The 20,340-nt window shown below is 38.9% G+C and carries 19 protein-coding genes; 5 read left to right on the top strand and 14 right to left on the bottom strand.

Translation table 11 applies throughout. The features are described 5' to 3' along the window. The first annotated feature begins 90 nt into the window (after nt 1–90). Entirely contained in the window at nt 91–675 is a 585-nt protein-coding gene (locus HO345_RS09420) for a hypothetical protein (protein WP_253682670.1), read from the top strand. Between the two features lie 101 nt (nt 676–776). Here the strand turns inward: HO345_RS09420 and HO345_RS09415 are convergent, their stop codons facing one another. The 4 genes from HO345_RS09415 to HO345_RS09400 are packed head-to-tail and all read right to left on the bottom strand — an operon-like array spanning nt 777 to nt 4,013. Next, nucleotides 777–1,379 carry an alpha/beta hydrolase gene (locus HO345_RS09415; protein WP_253682669.1) on the bottom strand — a complete coding sequence of 201 codons (603 nt, stop codon included), beginning with the start codon at nt 1,377–1,379 and terminating at the stop codon, nt 777–779. A 58-nt stretch (nt 1,380–1,437) separates the two neighbouring features. Beyond that, on the bottom strand, nt 1,438–1,821 hold the full coding sequence (locus HO345_RS09410; protein WP_253682668.1) for a VOC family protein: 384 nt from the start codon (nt 1,819–1,821) through the stop codon (nt 1,438–1,440). 29 nt (nt 1,822–1,850) lie between these two features. Beyond that, entirely contained in the window at nt 1,851–3,125 is a 1,275-nt protein-coding gene (locus HO345_RS09405; protein WP_253682667.1) for a class I SAM-dependent RNA methyltransferase, read from the bottom strand. Nucleotides 3,126–3,146: 21 nt separating this feature from the next. Further along, nucleotides 3,147–4,013 carry a PHP domain-containing protein gene (locus HO345_RS09400; protein ID WP_253682666.1) on the bottom strand — a complete coding sequence of 289 codons (867 nt, stop codon included), beginning with the start codon at nt 4,011–4,013 and terminating at the stop codon, nt 3,147–3,149. 97 nt (nt 4,014–4,110) lie between these two features. Between HO345_RS09400 and HO345_RS09395 the strand changes: the two genes are divergently transcribed. The 4 genes from HO345_RS09395 to HO345_RS09380 are packed head-to-tail and all read left to right on the top strand — an operon-like array spanning nt 4,111 to nt 7,437. Continuing rightward, the gene (locus tag HO345_RS09395; protein ID WP_253682665.1) at nt 4,111–5,112 is read left to right on the top strand and encodes a cyclic nucleotide-binding domain-containing protein; all 1,002 of its coding nucleotides are present in this window, start codon (nt 4,111–4,113) and stop codon (nt 5,110–5,112) included. 3 nt (nt 5,113–5,115) lie between these two features. Next, nucleotides 5,116–5,775 carry a Crp/Fnr family transcriptional regulator gene (locus HO345_RS09390; protein WP_002691527.1) on the top strand — a complete coding sequence of 220 codons (660 nt, stop codon included), beginning with the start codon at nt 5,116–5,118 and terminating at the stop codon, nt 5,773–5,775. Nucleotides 5,776–5,787: 12 nt separating this feature from the next. Next, nucleotides 5,788–6,309 carry a signal peptidase II gene (gene lspA / locus HO345_RS09385; RefSeq protein ID WP_253682664.1) on the top strand — a complete coding sequence of 174 codons (522 nt, stop codon included), beginning with the start codon at nt 5,788–5,790 and terminating at the stop codon, nt 6,307–6,309. Nucleotides 6,310–6,321: 12 nt separating this feature from the next. After that, nucleotides 6,322–7,437 carry an FAD:protein FMN transferase gene (locus tag HO345_RS09380; RefSeq protein ID WP_253682663.1) on the top strand — a complete coding sequence of 372 codons (1,116 nt, stop codon included), beginning with the start codon at nt 6,322–6,324 and terminating at the stop codon, nt 7,435–7,437. 190 nt (nt 7,438–7,627) lie between these two features. Here the strand turns inward: HO345_RS09380 and HO345_RS09375 are convergent, their stop codons facing one another. The 10 genes from HO345_RS09375 to HO345_RS09330 form a co-directional block, all read right to left on the bottom strand. After that, on the bottom strand, nt 7,628–8,032 hold the full coding sequence (locus tag HO345_RS09375; protein WP_253682662.1) for a Holliday junction resolvase-like protein: 405 nt from the start codon (nt 8,030–8,032) through the stop codon (nt 7,628–7,630). Then, nucleotides 8,025–9,236 carry a M15 family metallopeptidase gene (locus tag HO345_RS09370; RefSeq protein ID WP_366796382.1) on the bottom strand — a complete coding sequence of 404 codons (1,212 nt, stop codon included), beginning with the start codon at nt 9,234–9,236 and terminating at the stop codon, nt 8,025–8,027. The genes HO345_RS09375 and HO345_RS09370 overlap by 8 nt, the downstream gene beginning before the upstream one ends. Further along, nucleotides 9,217–11,574 (bottom strand): hypothetical protein, encoded by a 2,358-nt coding sequence (locus HO345_RS09365; protein WP_253682660.1) that lies wholly within the window; start codon nt 11,572–11,574, stop codon nt 9,217–9,219. The genes HO345_RS09370 and HO345_RS09365 overlap by 20 nt, the downstream gene beginning before the upstream one ends. Before the next feature lie 155 nt (nt 11,575–11,729). Continuing rightward, nucleotides 11,730–13,133 carry a 30S ribosomal protein S12 methylthiotransferase RimO gene (gene rimO, locus HO345_RS09360; RefSeq protein ID WP_253684599.1) on the bottom strand — a complete coding sequence of 468 codons (1,404 nt, stop codon included), beginning with the start codon at nt 13,131–13,133 and terminating at the stop codon, nt 11,730–11,732. A gap of 26 nt (nt 13,134–13,159) precedes the next feature. After that, the gene (locus tag HO345_RS09355) at nt 13,160–14,278 is read right to left on the bottom strand and encodes a helix-turn-helix domain-containing protein (protein ID WP_253682659.1); all 1,119 of its coding nucleotides are present in this window, start codon (nt 14,276–14,278) and stop codon (nt 13,160–13,162) included. A 20-nt stretch (nt 14,279–14,298) separates the two neighbouring features. Further along, the gene (locus tag HO345_RS09350) at nt 14,299–14,967 is read right to left on the bottom strand and encodes a LolA family protein (RefSeq protein ID WP_002691512.1); all 669 of its coding nucleotides are present in this window, start codon (nt 14,965–14,967) and stop codon (nt 14,299–14,301) included. Between the two features lie 114 nt (nt 14,968–15,081). Next, a complete protein-coding gene (gene hutU, locus HO345_RS09345) occupies nt 15,082–17,106 on the bottom strand; it encodes a urocanate hydratase (RefSeq protein WP_253682658.1) in 2,025 nt (674 codons plus the stop codon). 107 nt (nt 17,107–17,213) lie between these two features. After that, entirely contained in the window at nt 17,214–17,756 is a 543-nt protein-coding gene (locus tag HO345_RS09340) for a histidine phosphatase family protein (RefSeq protein WP_010692496.1), read from the bottom strand. Between the two features lie 139 nt (nt 17,757–17,895). Next, on the bottom strand, nt 17,896–19,242 hold the full coding sequence (locus HO345_RS09335) for a YjiH family protein (RefSeq protein WP_253682657.1): 1,347 nt from the start codon (nt 19,240–19,242) through the stop codon (nt 17,896–17,898). A gap of 213 nt (nt 19,243–19,455) precedes the next feature. Then, nucleotides 19,456–20,310 carry an Rpn family recombination-promoting nuclease/putative transposase gene (locus tag HO345_RS09330; protein ID WP_253682656.1) on the bottom strand — a complete coding sequence of 285 codons (855 nt, stop codon included), beginning with the start codon at nt 20,308–20,310 and terminating at the stop codon, nt 19,456–19,458. Nucleotides 20,311–20,340: the final 30 nt, after the last annotated feature.

Raw genomic sequence — 20,340 nt, 5'->3', positions numbered from 1 at the left:
ATGTTAGGGGTGGGCGTTTGAATAAACAGCCGAATACTAAATAAAGAAGTGAGAATATACAAAGAATGGGTTTATAAGCATTATTCTGAGATGACTGAAGATACTGATAATGGAGAATTTCTAGGTCCTTCTTTTGATAGAATGAGAGAATCTGCAATCTCATTTGTAAAGAATGTAGAAGTAAAAGATGTTACCGAAACTGATTTAGAATCTATACTTTATTGTGTAGCCAGGGACAATGAATGCGAATATTTGGCTGACTTTATTTCGTCATATAAAGAATGGTTTAAATATTTGATTGAAAGATGTATAGATTCAATTTATACAACTGCGAAGTGGCAGCTAGTAAAAAGATTGCCAGTTTATAAAGATGATAGTTCAGTTACTGATTGGGTATTCAAGTATATAAATGTAGATGATGAATATACACAGAGAATGTCTTTAAGTGCTTTAAGTGAGATAGATTATAAAAAAGCAGAACAGTATGCGATTGAATTTTGGGAAAGAGACAAATATAAGGGTGATACCTATGCTGAAGAGTATCAAAAAATAATGGCACTCAGTGTTCTTTATAAAATAAAATCAGATAAATTAAGCGAATATATTGAAGCGGCGAGACAATTAGACTTTGTTTATTTGAAAGAGAATGCAGATGAGATTGCAAATTCTGATTAATTTTCTAATTTTCTCACTAGGAGGTAGATTGAAAAGTAGCTAACTTAATGCAGCATTCAATCTGTGAACTTGTCGAGGCATAACAGGTGCATAAAGATTTTTCAAACGAATCTTTTAAACCAAGTATCCAAAAAATCCATTTGTTCTTCAGTATGAAACCAATGTTCTCCCTCATCAAAAATCGTTAAGTCTGCATGTATTTTATTCGCAAAATTCGTTATTGTTTCTAAAGAAGTCATATCATCTTTTTTACCGTAAAGAATACCGGTAGGAATGTTCCATGCTATAGGATTTTTTCTGACAAAAGAAAGATATTCCCACGATAAGGGTTCGCCGAACTGAATGTTGATGACTTTTTTTAGTCTAAGTTCTTCTTCGGATATCTTTGCCCGTTTCATCATGTGTAAAATGATATTTTCCATATCGACAATGGGGGAAACAAACAGAGCTTTTTTGATCGGTTTTTCCGATAAGGACAACATAGAAAAGTAAGCCCCTATACTGTTTGCAATTAATAAGATTTCATTATAATTTGGAATAATGGAATCAAAATAGTTTTGAAATTCTTCACATGCCTGCCAAGGTAATTCCGATTTATAATCAAACCCTAAAACCTCATAATCGTCATTAAAAAACTTTTTATAGTAAAGCGCTTCGTCGGCAGAACCGCCTTTTCCGTGTATATATACAACTGCATTTTTCATTCAAAGTACCTCTATAAATTCAAAAATCAATATACAAAATAATCCGAAGTCTTTCCGCTCAAACGGTAATTTCTATCTGATTTTGCTCGATCGCCAAAATACAGCTTTCATAATAGCCGTCGCCGGTTGTCCTCGGAACGCCGATAACTTCATAACCAGCCGCTTTCAGTTCGGCAGTCAGCGCGTCCACTTTTTCCTTGCTTCCTACGCTGAACGCAATATGCGCATAGCCGGTGCGGGCAAGCGCTTTCGGCACATCCGTCATTCCCGGCTTATTCATAAGCTCAAGCCGCGCACCGCCGTCGAACGAAAGAAAATACGAGCGAAAATCCGTCCGCGGGTTGTGATACCCGTCGTTTGATTTTGCGCCCAAATATTTCATGAAAAAGGTTCGGGCTCCCTCTAAATCATGTACATACAGCGCAACATGTTCGATTTTCATATACAACCCCCTCTATATTATAAATGAAATTATACATTACATCCGATAATTTTTTGCGGCTTATAGCAGCATAATCGGTTATCTCCGTCTTTCCTAAAAATACCCAGTGTTTCAATGTGGTGAGTTTGAGGATAAAAATCTAATAGAAAATGTTTTTCTAATTTGTAGCCGGATACAAGAAGACTTGCCGTGTCGCGGGCGAAGGTTACGGGGTCGCAGGAAATATAAAAAATCTGACGGGTCCCGCTTGTGCAAAGCCAAGACAGGGCTTCCTTATCTATGCCGCTCCTCGGAGGGTCTACAAATACCGTATCGAATTTCAATTTTGATTCTTTTGTTTTTGTCCAATTTTTTCCGTCCAAGGCATGATAAAAAATTTTAGGGAAACCGTTTTCTTTTTTTTCTTTGACAATTCCGTTTGATGAGCTATTCCAGTTTATCGAAAAATTTTCTTGAGCATAGGCGAGAGCGTGTTTATTATGTTCTACAAGGTGAATCTCTTTTGCCTGATCATAAGCAAAGAGAGAAAATGTTCCCACACCTGAATAAAAATCCAAAACAGAACTTGAAATTTCTGCGTATTCAAAAATCGTGTTTATCAGTTTTTCGGTCATTTCCAAATTAGATTGAAAAAAGCCCAAGGGATTAAATTTAATCCTTTTTCCTGTAAGCCTTACCTCGCACTCTTTTGCATTATCTTGAGTAAAATTTTTTTCTCCGTCCGAAAAAATGTGGATTCTCGAATTCGGAGTATATTCTTTTAAATTCGATCTTAAAAGATTTCTTATTGCGGGTACTGCAATAGGGCAATCCTTTATCTTTACCGAACCGGAACTTTTATTTTCTTTTAAAGAAAGAGAGCCGTCCTCGTCAATGTAAAACTGAAAGCGGGCTCTATAATCCCAGTCCGGGCCGCTTACAAAAATACTTTTTTCAAAAAAGCTCTTTTCAAGAGCTTGCTTTTCAAAAACAGCTTTTTCCTTATTTAAACTCAAGGCTCTATCAAGGGCTTCAAGGGCCATGCTTTTTCTTAAAAAATGCTGGTATTTGTCATCGGCTGTTTGAAGGTTACAGCCCCCGCAAACATAAAAGTAAGGGCACCTAGGTTCTACCCTGTGGGGAGAGGCTTCTAAGATTTTTTCGATTTTTCCCTCGGTATAATTTTTATGTTCTTTTACGATGGAAATTTCCAAAACCTCATCGGGAAGAGAATAGGGAACAAAAACGGTTTTGCCGTCTTTTAAGGAAGCTATACATGAAGCACCGAAAACCATCTTTTTTGTTTTTACGATTTCTTTTTGCATAATTTTTATCTTTTAATCAGCCTAACTATTTTGCAAAGGCGGAAGGTCGGGATGGAGGGCTCGTAAATTTTCGTAAAACCTGTCTTCAATCTTTATACCGTTTTTTGAAGTTTCTCCGAGTTTTCTGTCCTTTCGGATTGAACCGTGAAAATCGCTTCCGGCAGTTATGGGCATATCGAGGGATGCAGCCAGTTTTTCGAGCCTTTTACAATCATTGTATTTTGTCGAAGAATTCCAAGCTTCAAGCCCGACAAGACCCTGCCTTTTAAAATCGGCTATAATATCGGGAAGGGAAGACCAAGACAAATAAAGGGACATAGGATGAGCCAAAACGGGAATCCCTCCTGCGGATTTTACGGCAGAAATTGCGGCTGCAAGGTCTGCATTTTCTTTTTCTTCAAAAAAAGGTCTTCCCTTTGCAAAATACTTATCGAAGGCTTCCTGATTTTTTTTGACCATTTTATGGGCTGCCATGTAGGCTGCAAAATGAGGCCGCCCCAAGCCCTTATCGCCGCCCGCAAAATCTCTCACCTTTTCATAAGAAATATCAAAGCCGGCTTTTTTTAACTTTTCGGCCATCCTTTGATTTCTGTTTATCCTTTCATCTTGCAGATCCTGTAAGAGCGCGTTAAGCTCATGAGAATCTTTACGCAAATCAAGGCCCAATAAGTGGAGTTCTCCGGGGCTCCATTTAACGCTTATTTCAACCCCGCGTATAAAAATAATACCCTGCCTTTTAGCTTCTGCAGCAGCTTCGTCGAGTCCGCTTAAAATATCATGATCGGTTAAGGCAAAGGCTGAAATACCCGCCTTTTTAACGGCGGCGGCAAGTTCCGCAGGGGTAAAGGTGCCGTCCGATGCCGTTGAATGAGTGTGTAAGTCCACCATATAAAAAGATTATATCAAAAAAAACAAAGAAGGGCTAGGTTTTTCTTAAAAAATATGCTAGAATGATAGAACGCAAGTTTTGTATTGGGAGGCCGTAATGCCTAAGGCTATTAATTACAAGGCAAATTCAGTAGTTTATTTCTCCGGCGATTTTGATGAACGTGTTTTCCTTTTAAATACGGGCAGCATAGCTCTTACATCTATAGATATTGAAACAGGAGAACAGGTTACCGACTATATAAAGACCGGAGAATTTTTTGGAGTAAAATCGGCATTGGGCAATTATCCAAGAGAGGAAAGCGCAATGGTTTTAACCGATTCTATAGTTTATTCTTTTACAAGCAAGGAATTTGAAGCCTTTGCACAGACGAATACCCGCATTATTTTACAGATGATAAAGGTGTTTTCCCGCCAGCTTAGGAGTATCCATAAGCAGCTAGCCTCTCTTTTGGACAGTGAAGAAGAAACAAACCCTGAAGAGGGTCTTTTTAATGTTATGAATGCCTTTTATTCCTCCCAACACTATAAGGCTGCAGGACAGGTAGGGGCAAGATATAAGTCTATCTATCCTAACGGAAAATACAGCTCAGAAGTAGATCAGATAGTTAGAAGTACGGCGGAGGCTGCAGGCCGCTCTTTCGGAAACGCAGAAGGGCATAGTAATGAGGCAGCTTTTGTTCAGCCTGAAAAGCCGGCACCGGTTGCCGACGGAACTGTTCATCTTGCATATAATAAGGCTGACGATTTTTTTGAAAAGGGAGAATTTGAAGCTGCCTATGATCAATATCATACCGTAATAGAGGCAGGGGCTGGTGATGAAATTACCGACAAGGCATATATAGGTGCGGGAAAAGCTCTCCATGCCCAAAAAGAATATGTGCGCTGTTTACAGCTTTTAACAGGTTTTATTTCCCAGCATCCCAAGTCTTTAAAGATAGGAGATGCCCTTATGTATTTGGGTATGTGTTATATGGATATGGAAAGGCCTGATAAGGCGATTGCCTTTTTTGATAAGGCTGCTCTCTTGTCAGGTGCCGATATAATCGGAAAAATTAGGGAACTTCAAAAAGAATGCAGCACTAGGCTGCAAGGAGCATAAACTATGTCGGATCTTTTTTCTTCATTTTCAAGATTTGCAAAAAGCTTTCCTAAAGGCTCTCTTATATTTGCGGAATTTGAACCCGGTTCATCATTCTATTTGATACAGTCGGGCCGTGTTCAGCTTATAAAAATTATCAATGGATTTGAAAAAAACCTTGATATCTTACAGCCCGGGGAAATCTTCGGCGAGATGGCTATTTTGGATAATTCTCCCCGTTCAGCCTCGGCCATAGCCTATGACGATGTGATGGCCCTCGAATTCAATAAGGAAAACTTTGAAATTTTGATGAAGGGAAATCCGGCTATTGCTATGCGGCTTTTAAAGACCTTTGTAAGACGTATCTATGCCCAAAGACGCAGGTTTATGATTTTAACTATTGAAGACAGGCCGGCAAGAATAGCTGACGTTTTTTTGATGCTGGATGAAACCCAGCCCAATCTTGACCGCACTACGGAAATGCGCTCCTTTGATACGACAATTGAAGAGGTTGCACGCTGGGCGGGTCTTTCAAAAGAAGAAACCGAAGACAATATGCGGAAATTTATAGATCAGGGCAGAATTTCCGTTTATGATGATAGAATTATAGTACAAAACATGACCGACTTAACCCGTTATGTTAATACTCGCCGCTCAAAAGAGCAAAATCTATATGTATTATAAAGCAGGAACCTTATGAATAATAAAAAAGATTATTATCTTCCTTTTTTGCTTACTGCAATAGTTATTATTGTAGACCAAGTTACTAAAATTTTAGTTGTAAAATATATGTCCGTGAATGAGGTAATTCCGGTGATAGGAGACCTTGTAAATTTGAGGCTTGTATACAATACCGGGGCGGCCTTTAGTCTTGGAGCCGGTTTTGGAGAAATTGCAAGAAAGATAATGTTGGTTTTTTTACCGTTTTTACTCTTGATAGCTCTTACCGGAGCATATCTAAAGTCTGCTGAACTGACAAGGGCTCAAAGATGGTTTATATGCGGAATACTGGGCGGAGGCTTCGGAAACCTTATAGACCGTTTTTTTAGATCTGAAGGTGTTGTAGACTTTATAGATGTAAAATTTTTCGGTATTTTGGGGATGGATCGTTGGCCGACTTTTAATGCTGCCGATTCTTTTATCGTTTGTTGCGGAATAGGGCTTGGTATAAATTTAATTTTGAGCGGAACAAAACAAAAAAACGCGCAAGACAAATAAACCGGAGCCATTATGTTTAAAAAATATATCTTTCTCTTATTTTTAGCTTTTTACATGCTTTTAGCTGTTTCGTGCCGGCCGGCAATAAAAGAATATTCTAAAACATGGTTATCTCTTGGGACCGTTTGCAGGGTGCGTATCCTGACATCCGAGCCTAAAAAAAAGACGGAAGAGGTTTTGGAAAAGGTATATGCCGAGCTGACAAAACTTGATTCAATTTTTAATGCAAACACCGATAAGATTTCCGCAGAAAATAATAATCTAAAAGGGCTGACTACTACAAGGGAGTCTGAACTTGAGCGCTTAAACAAAGAGGCTGGGCTTTCTCCTTTGGAAGTTTCTCACGAATTGTACGAGCTTTTGCAAATTTCTCTTATGATGGCGGAGCTTACCGATGGAGCTTTTAATCCGGCTATCGGCCCCTTGGTAAAACTTTGGAATATAGGCTTTGAAAATGAGACTGTGCCGTCTCAAAAAGAAATCGATGAGATATTACCGCTTTTAGACTATAAAAATATAGAATTAAAAGCCGGTAATCAGGTCTTTTTGCAAAAAAAAGGTATGAGGCTGGATCTTGGTGGGATTGCAAAAGGCTATGCTGCCGATAAAATTGCAAAAATACTTTTAGAGCATGGTATAAAAGATTTTCTAATAGACCTTGGCGGAAATATCCTAGCCTCAGGTAAAAACCCGTCGGGAAAAACTTGGAAGACCGCCCTAAGGAATCCCATAATAGGAAAACAAAATCCTGTTATAAGTATGAATCTTCAAGATGCTTCACTTGTAACATCGGGCAACTATGAAAGATTTATAGAAAAAGACGGGATAATTTATCATCATATCTTCGATTCAAAGACGGGGAATCCTGTACACAACAACTTAAATGCTTCTTCCATCATAAGTGAAAGCTCTACCCTTGCCGATGCTCTTTCTACATCAAGCTATGTTTTAGGGGAAGAAAAGACAAGGGCTCTTTTACAAAAGTTAGTAACGGTGGATTTTCCCCTTATAGGTAAGCCTAAAATGCCTGCCTGTATTTTATTTTATAAAGATAATTCCATTTCTGTTTTTGGAAATGATGATATTTCTGTTGAAATTATCGATCAGGATTTTTTTATAAAAAAGTAGATTAAATTTTGCGCAAAAAAGAAAAGAACCCCCGAAAGGAGGATACGGGGGTTCTTTTGAAGTAGTATGTGTATCTTTTCTGTGTGTGCTCATAATTTATCAAATTAAATAAAAATTGTCAAGTGTTTTTAAGAAAAAAATGTATTTTTATTACTTTTATTACCATTTTGTGCGGTTTATTCTAAAATCTCTATTTATTGCTAAAATCTACCCTATATTCTATATATTTTATTTTCTTTTTTTCGATAGCATCTTTTAAAGCTTTTTCAACAGGACTCAAAGCTGATGAGCCTGTTTTTATTTCTATAAAGCTAATATCGGTAATAGTCCCTTGGGAAGAACCGTTAAAGGCAATGTAGTCTACAGGCTGACCTATAAAGCGTATTTCTGTGGGATTTGCGGGAAAATCGGGGAAAAAAGGAGCCAGTTGCTCTGAAAGCTGCCCATTTAATACTGCCCGGGATCGTTTTACGGCATCTTTTCTTGCTTCATTTAACTTTTTGAGATTTAAACTTCTTTCTTTGTATTTTCCGATAACCAAACCGAGTAAAAAGAATATTAGAATTATAAATATCCCTAAAGCAATCTTAATCAATCATTTCCTCCAAATATTCAGGTTCCTGCGGTTCTTCTATATTTTCTTCTTTTTCAAAATAATCCTCTTCCGTTGTGCCGCCGATACCGTAAAAAGATAATATATTACGGGAAAAGGATGAGGTAAATTTTATCAATTCTGCCATTTTAAGAATAGCGGCAAGCCGTTGTGGTATTTTTTTATCCGCTTGCCTTGTTTCAATTTGAGGCGTTTGATATAGACTTTGTGTATTCTGCGCTATAAATTCATTAAATTCCGCCTTTAGAACAAAATCTCGAATATATAGAAGTTCGGGGCGGTATTCAAAGTGCATATTATCCCAGAGCGTCCATTTACCGCCCCAGATAAAACCTTCACTTTCAAAGGCCTCGATTATGGTCTTAGGAGGTATCCATCTTCTGTAAGGCATTATTTTCATCCAAAAATCATTACGGGCAGCTTCCCAAAACCAATAGATTTTTTTATTCTTGTAGTTTGCCGGTAAAAGGTCGATAGCCGATCCCCAGCTGTGGTTGCTCAATTTACCGGAATCTGCTATAACTCTCCAATTAAAACTCCAACACTGGTTTAGTTCTTTTAAAAATTTTTTAACTTCTGTGTTTGTTTTTTGAGCTTGGTATATTTTTGTTTGAACACGCCTTAAAGGCTCTACAACGCGTTGATGTACCCAGACATCGTAACCCAAGAAACGGGAGCGGCGTATTTGCTTTATAATCTCGTTGCGGTTTCTTCCATTAAATAAAAGCATAAAAAAAGTGTAATTTGGTGGAGGGGAAGCTTTTCTGTTCTTGATTAGACTTTCAGGTTTTAATGCCGATATAAGTTCTTCAGAAAAGTCTTTAGGGTTTTGTACCTCATCGGAATAAAAGTAAGAAATTATAGGAGCCCATTTTTGCCGATTTTGAATATCTTTTTTTGGTAAAAGTCTTCCATCGGACCAATACAAATTTTGATTTCTTATCGTTATAAACCAATCGTTTAATTCCGAATCAAAGGAAATATTCTTTACAAGATCAGGATAGGCCGTCTGAATGGCTTTTAAACTAAGCCATGGATTATCAAGGTTAAAATTAAAGGCATCAAGTTTGTCTCTATTTTCGCATAGAACAACGTTTAAATTACCCATAAAAAATAAAATAAAAAGAAGTCGTTTAAAATTGTTTAAAATTGTTTGCATTTTGGTGCTATCTAAGGACTGAGTCAACAAGAGCCTTAAAATCTTTATTTTCAGGTTTTACAGGTTCTGTTTTACGGATAATAAAGACTCCGTCCTCGTTTACTATTGTTTGCTCTTCGTTTATATCAAGCAAAGGCACAGGATCACTTTCCCCTACTACATCCAGAGTACCCAAGATTGGGCTTTCATCATATTTTCCCCACATTGAACGTATCGGGCTATAATCTTCAGTAATGTATTCAACCTTTTTAGCTTCCGTTTTTTCAAGTTCTGAAATAGGAATATCCAGTCCGGAAAAATCCAAACCTGAAATAGTATATCCTAAATCATTAAAAAGAAGCATCGGATCATCAGTACTTTCCGTTGCGGTAATTTCTTCCTCTGTATCAAGAGGCGTTGTAGTTTCGGAGTGTTCTATTTTATCAAATACTTTAGATTCGGCGATTTCCTCTTCAGCAAGTTCCTCTACAGCTTCAGCTTCTTCTGCTTCACCGAGCTCCTCGACAGCCTCAGGTTCTTCTGCTTCACTGAGTTCTTCGACAGCCTCGGCTTCTTTTATTTCATCAAGTTCTTCAACAGCCTCAGGTTCTTCTGCTTCGCTGAGTTCTTCGACAGCATCGGCTTCTTTTATTTCATCAAGTTCTTCTACAGCCTCAGGTTCTTCTGCTTCAGCAAGTTCTTCGACGGCTTCAGCTTCTTCTGCTTCACCGAGCTCCTCGACGGCTTCAGCTTCTTCTATTTCGCCGAGTTCTTCGACAGCATCGGCTTCTTTTATTTCATCAAGTTCTTCTACAGCCTCAGGTTCTTCTGCTTCAGCAAGTTCTTCGACGGCTTCAGCTTCTTCTATTTCGCCGAGTTCTTCGACAGCCTCAGCTTCTTCTGCTTCACCAAGTTCTTCGACAGCATCGGCTTCTTTTATTTCATCAAGTTCTTCGACAGCATCGGTTTCTTCTGCTTCATCGAGTTCTTCAACAGCATCGGCTTCTTCTGCTTCGCCGAGTTCTTCAACAGCCTCAGCATCTTCTATCTTATCAAGTTCTTCGACCTCAGGGACCGGTTTTGGTTTATCGGAAACATCCTTTTGAGCCTTGACTGCCTCCATCAAAAGATTGATAAGGTTTTCAGATTTTACATTTTTTAGGTCTTGGGAGAGAGCTTTGTTTCTTGAGGACTTGTTTATAATGTCAAATATTTCCTGCCAACTATTTTGTAAGAGATCATCTATTTCTTTTCCCTTAGTTTCAAGAAGTTTTTTTCCTAATCCCTTTTTTATTTCTGCATTTACTTCATGCCGATGATATTCAAGTTCTTTTTGCAGTTCTGCCCAATTTTCGTTTTGAGATGTTTTTAAATAGTTTTTTAGAATTGACCAATGCAGCGCCTGAATTTTATTTTGAGCAATAAATAAGCGGTTTCTTTTTATATTCAATAATAGAAAGGACATTAAAAATATTGTCACAAAAACCGTAAATATCAAAAAATACTTAACGGTCATGGGGAACATAAAGACATCTTTTTCGGTTATCCGGCCTACATAACCGAAATCGGATTTTTTTGTAATAAGAACCCAGCTATTCTCCCCATCAAGGCCTATTATACGTACATTTTGAGGAACCCTTTCCCAGTCATTGAGGACGGCTTCCTTTAATTCCGGAGAAACAACATTATGGTTACCTGTCAAAAGACCGATTATGGTATGAGATTCGTCGGAGAGGAGGGCTAAACCGTCGCTGATTGAAAGGATATTTTGTGAAACCAAATGATATAAAAAGCTGTTCCCTGAGATATAAAAAACGGCCGTTCCCCTATATACATCATATGTATCGTAAAAAGGCAAAGAATATAGAATCACATCAAAAGCTGTTGAAGCCGTAATTTTTACTTCCGGCTTGTCTGCAGATGCTATATGTTGGTATGGAATTAAATTGCCTGCATCGTTGTACTTTTTATAGGAAAGCATTGAGTTTGTCTTACTTAGAATGTCTTCCGGAAAGGTACTAAAGTGAGTTTTTTGATATTGTGAATCGATTATCCGCAATCCTGCAAAGCCGGGGACTGTCGATATTATTTTTGAAATGGTATTATTTCGCGCTTCTATGTCGGATTGGTCTTGATCCTGCTTTACCGCTGACATTAATGCTTCTTCACGAAGGAAATTTTTAAATAACTCGGTGTTTTCTTCATTCCAAGCTATAAAAGTTTTTTCAATCTCTTTTAGGTTTTCATTGATATGCCGTAATATGGACGGCTTATATATTTTCGTTTCTGTAAAAGATTCATAATCTGAGGCCGTTAAATATAAAAGACCCGAAAATACGGCTAGAGAGATAACTAAACTTATAAAAACTTTTAAACTCGTACGCAACTTAAATCTCCAATACCTATTTTATCATATTTATAAAGGATTAGTAAACCCTCTGCAATATGCTAAATTTTAAGGCGGAATTAATTATACCTCATTACAGTATCGGCGTATTTTTATAAGTCTTTATACATTATGGAGGTTTTTATCGACAAGTTTTAAACGGCTACGGCTTCTAAATCAAAACCGTTTCGGGCTGCGATTCTTGCCTTTACAATGGATCCGGGAGCAATCGGATTCCCATCGATGTCTTTTTTGTTTAAATTAAAGTTTAAAACAACGGCTCCGTCAACTTCCGGCGCTTGAAACCAAGCCCGTCCAAGGGCTAAAAATGTTTTATCCTCTGCCTGAATAAGCTCTTCTACTAAGACCTCTATTTCTTTTCCTATAAAGGAATCCAGTTTTTTTTCTGTTATTGAGGTTTGAGTATTTTGTATTTCGGCGAGGCGGGCTTCTGCCGTTTTTTTGGGAACTCTGCCCTTAAAGGAATATGAAGGGGTATCCTCCTCTCTTGAATATGTAAAGCCTCCCGACCAAAGAGGCCTTAATTCCTTTAAGAACTTGATAGTTTCATTGAAATCTTCGTCCGTTTCGCCCGGAAAGCCTACCAAAAAAGTTGTCCGTATTTGCGGCTCTCCGTAAGGACTTTTTGCTTTTTCAAAAGCATCCCGTATATTCTTTACGATATCAAGGTAAACCTCGGCAGAGCCATTTCGGTTCATAGCCCTTATTATTTTTTGTGCCCCCGATTGAAATGGAATATCGAAATAAGGCAAAAATCTTTTATCTGCCGTCATTATAGACAGAATATCAAGTGGAAAGTGGTCGGGATGAATGTAAAGTAATCTGATTTTAAAATTACCTTTTATTTCCGAAATGCTCTTTAAAAGAAGGGCTAAGCCTGAGCTCTTTTCTTTATGCAGTTTATCTTCTTTTAAATCATTTTTTCCGGTTTGATAGGCGGCTAGATCCTGTCCTATCAGGTTAAATTCATAAAAGCCTTTTTTTAAAAAGATTTTTATCTCATCGCAGATGTCTTTAATAGGCCGGCTTCTTAAGCGTCCCCTGATAATGGGGATAGCACAAAAACTGCAAAAATTATCACAGCCTTCGGTTATTTTGATATAGGTAGAACGCGGAAAGTTAAGTATTTTAGGCCTTTCTCCCCCGCAGATGCCTATTTGCGGAGGAATAAGAGTTTTTTCAATGATTTTTTTGTCCAAAGTCTTTTTAGGAAACATGGAGTCTATTAATTGAGGTAATAAAGAAAGGTCTCCGTTTCCAAAAATACCGTCTGCTTCAGATAAATCGTTTTTGAGTATATCGGCATAACGTTCTGCCAAACAGCCGGCCAAGAGAATTTTAGCCTTAGGGTGGGCCGCCTTAGCCTGTAAAACGGCATTTATCGATTCTTCTTTTGCAGAATTAATAAAGCCGCATGAATTGACTATTATCAAATCCGCTTCATCGGGATCGGAAGTGTTTTTCCATGATAAATTTTCCATTATCCCGATTATAAGTTCGGCATCAACCTGATTTTTTGCACAACCGTGCAAATCAATAAAAAATTTCTTTTGAAGCATTTGTTTTAATCGACATCTACAACTATGAATTTAAAGCGCTTGGTTTCATCATCCCGTATCCATTTGAGGTCTTTTACGATAACTTCTCCCGGCCGGCTGACTTCCAAATCAACGGTTTTGCCTCCTGCAACTACTTGAAGTTTTACGGCATTTCCGTTGGATGCCCAAATTCTTAAACCGTTATTGGCTTGAACGGTAAGCTGTTCGGCTTTTTGATAGTATCTTTCTTCACGATTAGTTTTGTCTGCCTCATGTCTGAATAAGCAGTAGCCCCTAAATGTGGCATTTAAGGTTACGGGGTAGGCTGAACCGCTTTCAAACAGCACCTTGTAAGTTGCAGCGGCTTGAGAATCTTCTTCGGAAACGATTAAGTCTGTTTCTGTAGAAGGTTTTCCCTCTGAAATACTATTTCCGGTCAATACAGATACTAGAGCTCCGGACTCAGGGTTATTTTTATCTATGTCTTCTAAAGTAATTTCGACATCCGGTGTTAAATCGTTGTTAAGATCTATTTTAACGGTTTGTCCTAGGCTTATTATTTGATTTCCTGTTTCTGTCTTTAAATTTAATTTAGGACTTACTTTTTCTACTTCAATCTTGTATTCGTTATCTTCTATAGTTAATTTTAAGACATCGCCTTCAAATATTCTTTGCTCATATTTTTGTTGATTTATTTCATATGTTTTTGCTTCCCTTGTTTCCCGAACTTCGGTTCCTACACTTGCTTGACTGCGTTTTTGCTGTATGGCCGGTATCCAGCTTTTAAATGCAAAAAATACTACTGTAATTATGACGGCAATAATCGCCAATACACCAAAGCCTATAATAAGGGGCTTAGACAAAGCAAATCCTCTTTTTTCTAATAGGGCATCCGGCGGCAGGGAAGTTTCTTGTATTTTAATCTGTTTATAAAGATTGGTTATTTCTTCGGGATCAAGGTCTAAATATTCGCAATAATTTCTCAAAAAACCCACGATATACGGTTCTGCAGGGAAAACACTGTAATCATCGCTTTCCAATGCTTCCAAATACCTTTTGGCTATATTTGTTTCTCTTGCAACCTGATCAAGCTCAAGATCTTTTCCTATTCTTGTTTCGGTGAGTAATTTTCCGATTTCGTTCATTATTTATCTCCCATACCAAATTAATCGACAAAAAGAAAATCATTAAAGGTTTTTGCCGTAGAAGGAGCATCAAAAACAAAGTTTCTGCTGCCTACTCCTGCGTTTATCCTGTAATTATAAAAATCGAATGTAATTTTACCGCCCGAAACAGGAATTGCCTCAATTCGGCGTATTAGTTTACCGTCAGGATAAATCATAACCCGCAGAGTTTTAAAGGTCTCGGTTGCAGATTTTCTATTCATCAATAAGATTATAACATTTTCAGAGGAGCCTTCTTCCAAGGGCTGCGGAGCCGATGTTGTATCGTATTGAATTGTATACCCTCTTTTCATAAGGGAAAGGCCCTGAGGAGTTGCCAGCGAAGAACCTCCTGCATTGCTTTGTTCAACATCCTGAGTCAAAATGGTTCTGTATTGAGGCAAGTAAATTGAAAGAGTATTTCCGTTAAAAACAATACATTGTTCTGCGGGAGATTTAAAGTCTAAGCGAAGTTTATCCGGTCTTTTAAACATGGCTGCTGCCTGTTGTGTTGACGATCCGACGGTTATATTCATGTCGACAATGTAGTCCTGTATTTGAGCGTATCTATCCGATACTGAAGAAAAAAAGTCCCCTGCAGTAGTAATATTTTGAGAAAAACAAAAAGAACTTATAAAAATAAATAAGATAATAGTTATATTTTTTTTCATGAGGCATATAGTAAAGCAAAAAAAAGCTATAAAGTCAAGTAGAGGGCGTTTTGAGATTCCGGCTAAAGACTCCAGGCAGCTTTAACTGCCCGGAGTCTTTTGGTATCAGCCGTTTTATTTTTTATATTTTTGCTCGACCAGTTTTTTTACGAACTCGTCTTTAGCAACATAAGGAATAGTGATGTGGCCTTTTGAATAGTTTTTGTTGTATTCGATACTGGTGGTAATGGAGTTTTCGTTGCGGGCCCAGTTTCGGCGGGCTACGCCTCCCATTACGTCCCACATAATGGCCGATTTGATTATTTCGTCGACACGCTCGCTTCCGTCAAGCACGAGGCCGAAACCTCCGTTAATGGATTTTCCGATACCTACACCGCCGCCGTTGTGGAGAGCTACAAGGCTCATTCCTCTGGCTGCATTTCCGGCATAGCACTGTACGGCCATGTCTGCCATTACATTACTTCCGTCCTTGATATTGGAAGTTTCGCGGAAAGGCGAATCGGTGCCGCTTACGTCGTGGTGGTCTCGTCCCATCATAACGGGGCCGATTTCGCCCTTGCGAACCATTTCGTTAAACTTTAAGGCAATATCGCGTCTTCCTTCAGCATCCTGATAAAGAATTCTGGCCTGAGTTCCTACAACGAGCTTATTCTTTTTGGCATCGCGTACCCAGTAGTAGTTGTCCCTGTCCTGTCCGCGGCGGTCGGGGTTAATGCAGCTCATTGCGGCGGCATCCGTCTTGTCCAAGTCTTCAGGTTTTCCTGATAAGCATACCCAGCGGAAGGGGCCGTAACCGTAGTCAAAGAGTTCGGGTCCCATAAGGTCTTCTACATAAGAGGGGAAGATAAAGCCGTCTTTTTCATCGATTCCGTTTTTAGAAACATCCTTTGCGCCTGCATCAAATACGGCTTTGAGGAAGGAGTTTCCGTAGTCGAAAAAGTATGTTCCTCTCGAAGAAAGAATTTTGATAAGCTCAAAGTGGTGCTTTAATGTAGAATCTACCCTCTTGCAGAATTCTTCGCGGTTTTCATAGAGGAGCTTAGTTCTTTCTTCAAAGGTCATCTTTTCGGGACAATAGCCTCCCTCATAGGGTGCATGGCAGGAGGTTTGATCCGAAAGGAGGTCGATGTGAACATTTTTGTCTACACAATATTGAAGAAGGTCTACAATGTTGCCGTGATAAGCGATTGAGATAGGCTCCTTCTTTTTTAGGTACTCGTCTACCTTTTTAAAGATTTCATCCAAGTTATCTGACATTTCGTGAACCCAGCCTTGTTCAAGACGGGTATTGATTCTCGATTTATCGACTTCGGCAAAAACACCGACGGCATTTGCTATTTCGCAGGCCTTGGGTTGGGCTCCCGACATTCCGCCCAAGCCGGAAGAAATAAATAGCTTTCCCTTTAAGTCACCGTCGCTTGCGACTCCCAGTTCCTTACGGCCTGCTGTGAGGATTGTATTAAATGTTCCGTGAACGATACCCTGAGGGCCGATATACATCCAGCCGCCTGCCGTCATCTGACCGTAGTTGGCAACGCCCATTTCTTCTGCAACTTCCCAGTCCTTGTAATTGTCAAACATACCTATCATAAGGCCGTTTGTAATTATAACCCTCGGAGCTTCAGGCTTTGAAGGGAAGAGGCCTAACGGATGCCCCGATTCCATAACGAGGGTTTGATCTTCGGTTAATTCTTCCAAGTATTTTTTTATGAGGCGGTACTGGAGCCAGTCATGGCAGACAGAACCTGTTTCACCGTAGGTTACAAGCTCATAGGGGTAGAGGGCGACATCGAAGTCAAGGTTATTGTCTATCATAACCTGCATAGCCTTTGCTGCAAGGCACTTGCCCTTGTACTCATTTATGGGTTTTCCGTAGATGTTCCCTGCCGGACGATAGCGGTAAGCATAAATTCGGCCGTAGGTAAAAAGCTCATCCAAAAACTCAGGAGCGAGCTTTTCGTGAAGTTCTTCCGGCACATAGCGGAGGGCGTTTTTTAAGGCCGTTTCCGTTTGAGCCTTTGTCAAGTTAAAGCCCCTGCTCGGTGCCCGCCTGATTCCCTTTTCAAAAACAGGGTCGGGAGGAAGCGTTGCATCAAGTTTGATTGTCATCGCAGATGCGATTTCTTTGTTTGTAATCATAATAGTTTTCTCCTTTAAATATTAAAACTGATAAAAGTTAAATAATTGCCTTTTATAGAGCTTAAGTATAACATGAAGACTTAAAATATGCAAGATTTATTTTAATTTTATAATTCAAATTCAAGAAGCTGGCAGTTTTTGATTTCTATCTTTTCCAGTTCTTCTTTTGAATAAGATTTAAAATATGTGCAAATCATAGTGCTTATCATTCCATGACAAACAAAAAGCACGTTTTCATTTTTGTGTTTTGCTTTGACCTCTTCAATCATACCGTAGGCACGGTGTGCAATTTGCACCAAGGATTCTCCTTGCGGAAATCTAAAAAAAGGACTGTCGGTTATTTTTAAAAATTCAGGTTTTCTCCAATCATCACCTTCAAAAGTTCCAAAATTTATTTCTTTTAAGCGTTCATCTATTTTTGCTTTTATACCCAAAGCTTTTTCGATATAAGCTGCCGTTGCTATGGCTCTTTTAAGCGGGGACACATAGATAAAGCTGATCTTATTTTTATCCTGTTCGGCAGCAAGGCGTTCGGCGAGTTCTTTTGCTTGGGCTTTTCCTTTTTCGGTAAGAGAGGCTTCGGAAACACCGCAAGCCATCATCTTAGAATTCCAGTCAGTTTCACCGTGACGTACAACAAAAAGTTTCATGCAAAAATTATATGGTTTTTAAGCTTAAAGAACAAGTAGGAACCGTTCAATTTGCTATCCTTCTCACTGAAGAAAAATGACAAAAACAGCATTTTTCTTCAGTGAGATATGATGTCGGCACATCTTTCAGTTTTAGCACTTATTTTGCAATTATATATGTAAACAAATATACAAAGGGTGCCGTCAACAGAATCGAAAGGATAACCCTTTCAACCCAGATGATAAGATAGTCCTTCATCTTTAATGGAATCTCCGTGCTCATCATACAGGGGATAGATGCCGAGAAAAATAAGATTTCCGAAACGCAGGCTACAGCTACTACAAGCCTTGTACCTGCCGAAGCATTTGCAACTAATGGAGCAGGCAAAAACATTTCCGCAATGCTTGTGGCAAGAGCTTTTGCCGCAAGAACGGGCTCAGGCAGTTGTATCAGCCACGTAAATGGCACAAAGATATATCCGATTATGTCAAAGACAGGCGTATATTTTGCAATGATAAGCCCCAAACTTCCGATCGCCATTAAAGACGGAGCCAAACCTATTGCAAGTTTTATACCGTCAAGCAAATTTATTTTTACGTTTTGCGGCAGGGAAGGGGCTGCAGAACAAACCTTTACGGCTTCTCCCAAGGCAATTTTAAATTTATTCCCCTTTACATCGGTTTCAATATCGCCCTTTTGATTTTCATAATAGGAGTCGGCTTTTTTGGATAGAGGATATATTCTTGCAGTAATTGCCGTTACGATAAAGGTGACTATAACTGTTGTCCAAAAATAGAAGTTCCAGTGTTCCATAAAGCCGAGTGTTTTTGCAACTATTATCATAAATGTTGCGGACACGGTCGAAAAGCCCGTAGCGATAATTGCAGCTTCTTTATTTGTGTATTTTCCTTCTTTGTAAACACGGTTTGTAATGAGCAAGGCTATAGAATAGCTTCCTACAAAAGAAGCTACGGCATCAATAGCACTGCGGCCGGGCGTTTTCCAAACAGGTTTCATTATGGGTCGCATAAAGACTCCTACAAATTCCATGAGGCCGTAGCCGACGATAAAGGCCAAAAATACCGAGCCTATAGGAACGATGGTTGTGACCGGAACTACAATTTTACCGTAAATAAAAGGCAACATTCCTTTGGCTAAAAGAGCTTCAGGCCCTACATTGAATACCGTCATAATTGCAAAGGGGATTGCAAGAATGTTGATAATGGAAAACACCATTTTTACCTTGGTCTTTTTCCATGAACCTGTTATAAATGGAAAAACTACGCCCACGCAGCAAAGCAAAAGCCCCCAGTACTTTGCATAATATGGAATCTTTTGAATCAATCCCACAATATGATCCAATGGAATCGTCTTTTTTCCGCCGATTGCAATCGGAATAAAAAACATAAAAATACCGATCAAACTATAAACCACAAACCGGATTATAGTTTTCGGTTCCGTCTTTCCTTCGGAAACAGCTGTTCCGTTTCTTTTTTCGTCACTCATAAAAATTCTCCCATAAAAACTTTTTGCAAGGATTATCAAATCCTGAAAAAAGTTTTTTCACGCAGTTTGTTTACAAACTGCATACAATAATGCGACGTTTGCCGAAAGGCAAACTCGGCAGATAAACAGTGAGGCTGAATTCCTGCCGAACTGTTTATCATATCTCCTTATCATAATCATATTATGCCGGCAACATATTGATTACCTCACATTTTAAAGCTTTTCGATTTCTTCACGGCTTAAGCCTGTTCCTTCGGCTATTTTAACAATATCAACCCCAAGCCGTTTAAATGCTGCAGCCGTTTCAAGAGCTTTTTGGTATGAGCCTTGCTGTATTCCAATCATTAGGCTTTCCTCACGCTGCACCGCTATATCAGTATCATAGTCATATTCTGCCAGTAACATATTTATCACCTCCCGTGATTTTCTTTGTAGATATTCTTTTAAAATGCCGTTTTGGATGCATTCTTTTATAGCACTTTCAAAGCCTTTTTCTTTATCAAGCGCGGTATGGCGGCGTACGGCTTCTACAAACAGGCTGTATTCTTCCAATGGTTTACAGGTCATTAAAATCTTATTCGCTTTGTCTGTGTTAATATTAAGCACTTGAACCGTTAGTTCCAGCGGAACTTGTTCCGATTTTGCGATGTAGGCCTCTGAAAGTTTGAGCGTTTTCTGAGCCGGATATTTTGCCTTGCCGTTATAGAAGACGTAAAATTCAGGTATGGGAATTTTTTGCAAGGTTCTGTAATATTTTGCTTTCGGGTCTTGAATTTGTTCGTACAGACGTGCTACATATTGTAAGCAGCGCAAAGGCATATTTTCATTTATAGTCGATTGGTGTTCTGCCAGCACAATGATTTTATTATCAATCAGACACGATACATCATTGGACAATTTTGTATACATCGCCTGTTCAAGTTTAAGCGGCTTCAATTCCGCCGAAGAATCAAGGTGTGTGCCGTGCAGTGCATTGTAGAGCGATAAAAAGTTGGCTTTGGCGGTTTTATCTTCGCTGAATAAATCTACGAATACCGAGTCTTTGTACCGGCGATTGTGTTTTGCCATAAAGTATCCCCCTTATCTATTAGTATATCA

The organism is Treponema denticola (genome assembly GCF_024181645.1).
Classification (GTDB): Bacteria; Spirochaetota; Spirochaetia; order Treponematales; family Treponemataceae; genus Treponema_B; species Treponema_B denticola_A.
Note: the sequence above shows the minus strand (reverse complement) of the source record. Positions and strands in the feature narration are given on the sequence as shown.

What these genes read in the sequence shown, in the direction of transcription:
- HO345_RS09395 (WP_253682665.1), top strand. Translation starts at nt 4,111, where the DNA reads ATGCCTAAGGCTATTAATTACAAGGCAAATTCAGTAGTTTATTTCTCC.
- hutU (WP_253682658.1), bottom strand. Translation starts at nt 17,106, where the DNA reads ATGATTACAAACAAAGAAATCGCATCTGCGATGACAATCAAACTTGAT.
- HO345_RS09340 (WP_010692496.1), bottom strand. Translation starts at nt 17,756, where the DNA reads ATGAAACTTTTTGTTGTACGTCACGGTGAAACTGACTGGAATTCTAAG.
- HO345_RS09355 (WP_253682659.1), bottom strand. Translation starts at nt 14,278, where the DNA reads ATGAACGAAATCGGAAAATTACTCACCGAAACAAGAATAGGAAAAGAT.
- HO345_RS09390 (WP_002691527.1), top strand. Translation starts at nt 5,116, where the DNA reads ATGTCGGATCTTTTTTCTTCATTTTCAAGATTTGCAAAAAGCTTTCCT.
- HO345_RS09410 (WP_253682668.1), bottom strand. Translation starts at nt 1,821, where the DNA reads ATGAAAATCGAACATGTTGCGCTGTATGTACATGATTTAGAGGGAGCC.
- HO345_RS09415 (WP_253682669.1), bottom strand. Translation starts at nt 1,379, where the DNA reads ATGAAAAATGCAGTTGTATATATACACGGAAAAGGCGGTTCTGCCGAC.
- HO345_RS09335 (WP_253682657.1), bottom strand. Translation starts at nt 19,242, where the DNA reads ATGAGTGACGAAAAAAGAAACGGAACAGCTGTTTCCGAAGGAAAGACG.
- HO345_RS09420 (WP_253682670.1), top strand. Translation starts at nt 91, where the DNA reads ATGACTGAAGATACTGATAATGGAGAATTTCTAGGTCCTTCTTTTGAT.
- HO345_RS09400 (WP_253682666.1), bottom strand. Translation starts at nt 4,013, where the DNA reads ATGGTGGACTTACACACTCATTCAACGGCATCGGACGGCACCTTTACC.
- HO345_RS09350 (WP_002691512.1), bottom strand. Translation starts at nt 14,967, where the DNA reads ATGAAAAAAAATATAACTATTATCTTATTTATTTTTATAAGTTCTTTT.
- HO345_RS09405 (WP_253682667.1), bottom strand. Translation starts at nt 3,125, where the DNA reads ATGCAAAAAGAAATCGTAAAAACAAAAAAGATGGTTTTCGGTGCTTCA.
- HO345_RS09330 (WP_253682656.1), bottom strand. Translation starts at nt 20,310, where the DNA reads ATGGCAAAACACAATCGCCGGTACAAAGACTCGGTATTCGTAGATTTA.
- HO345_RS09380 (WP_253682663.1), top strand. Translation starts at nt 6,322, where the DNA reads ATGTTTAAAAAATATATCTTTCTCTTATTTTTAGCTTTTTACATGCTT.
- lspA (WP_253682664.1), top strand. Translation starts at nt 5,788, where the DNA reads ATGAATAATAAAAAAGATTATTATCTTCCTTTTTTGCTTACTGCAATA.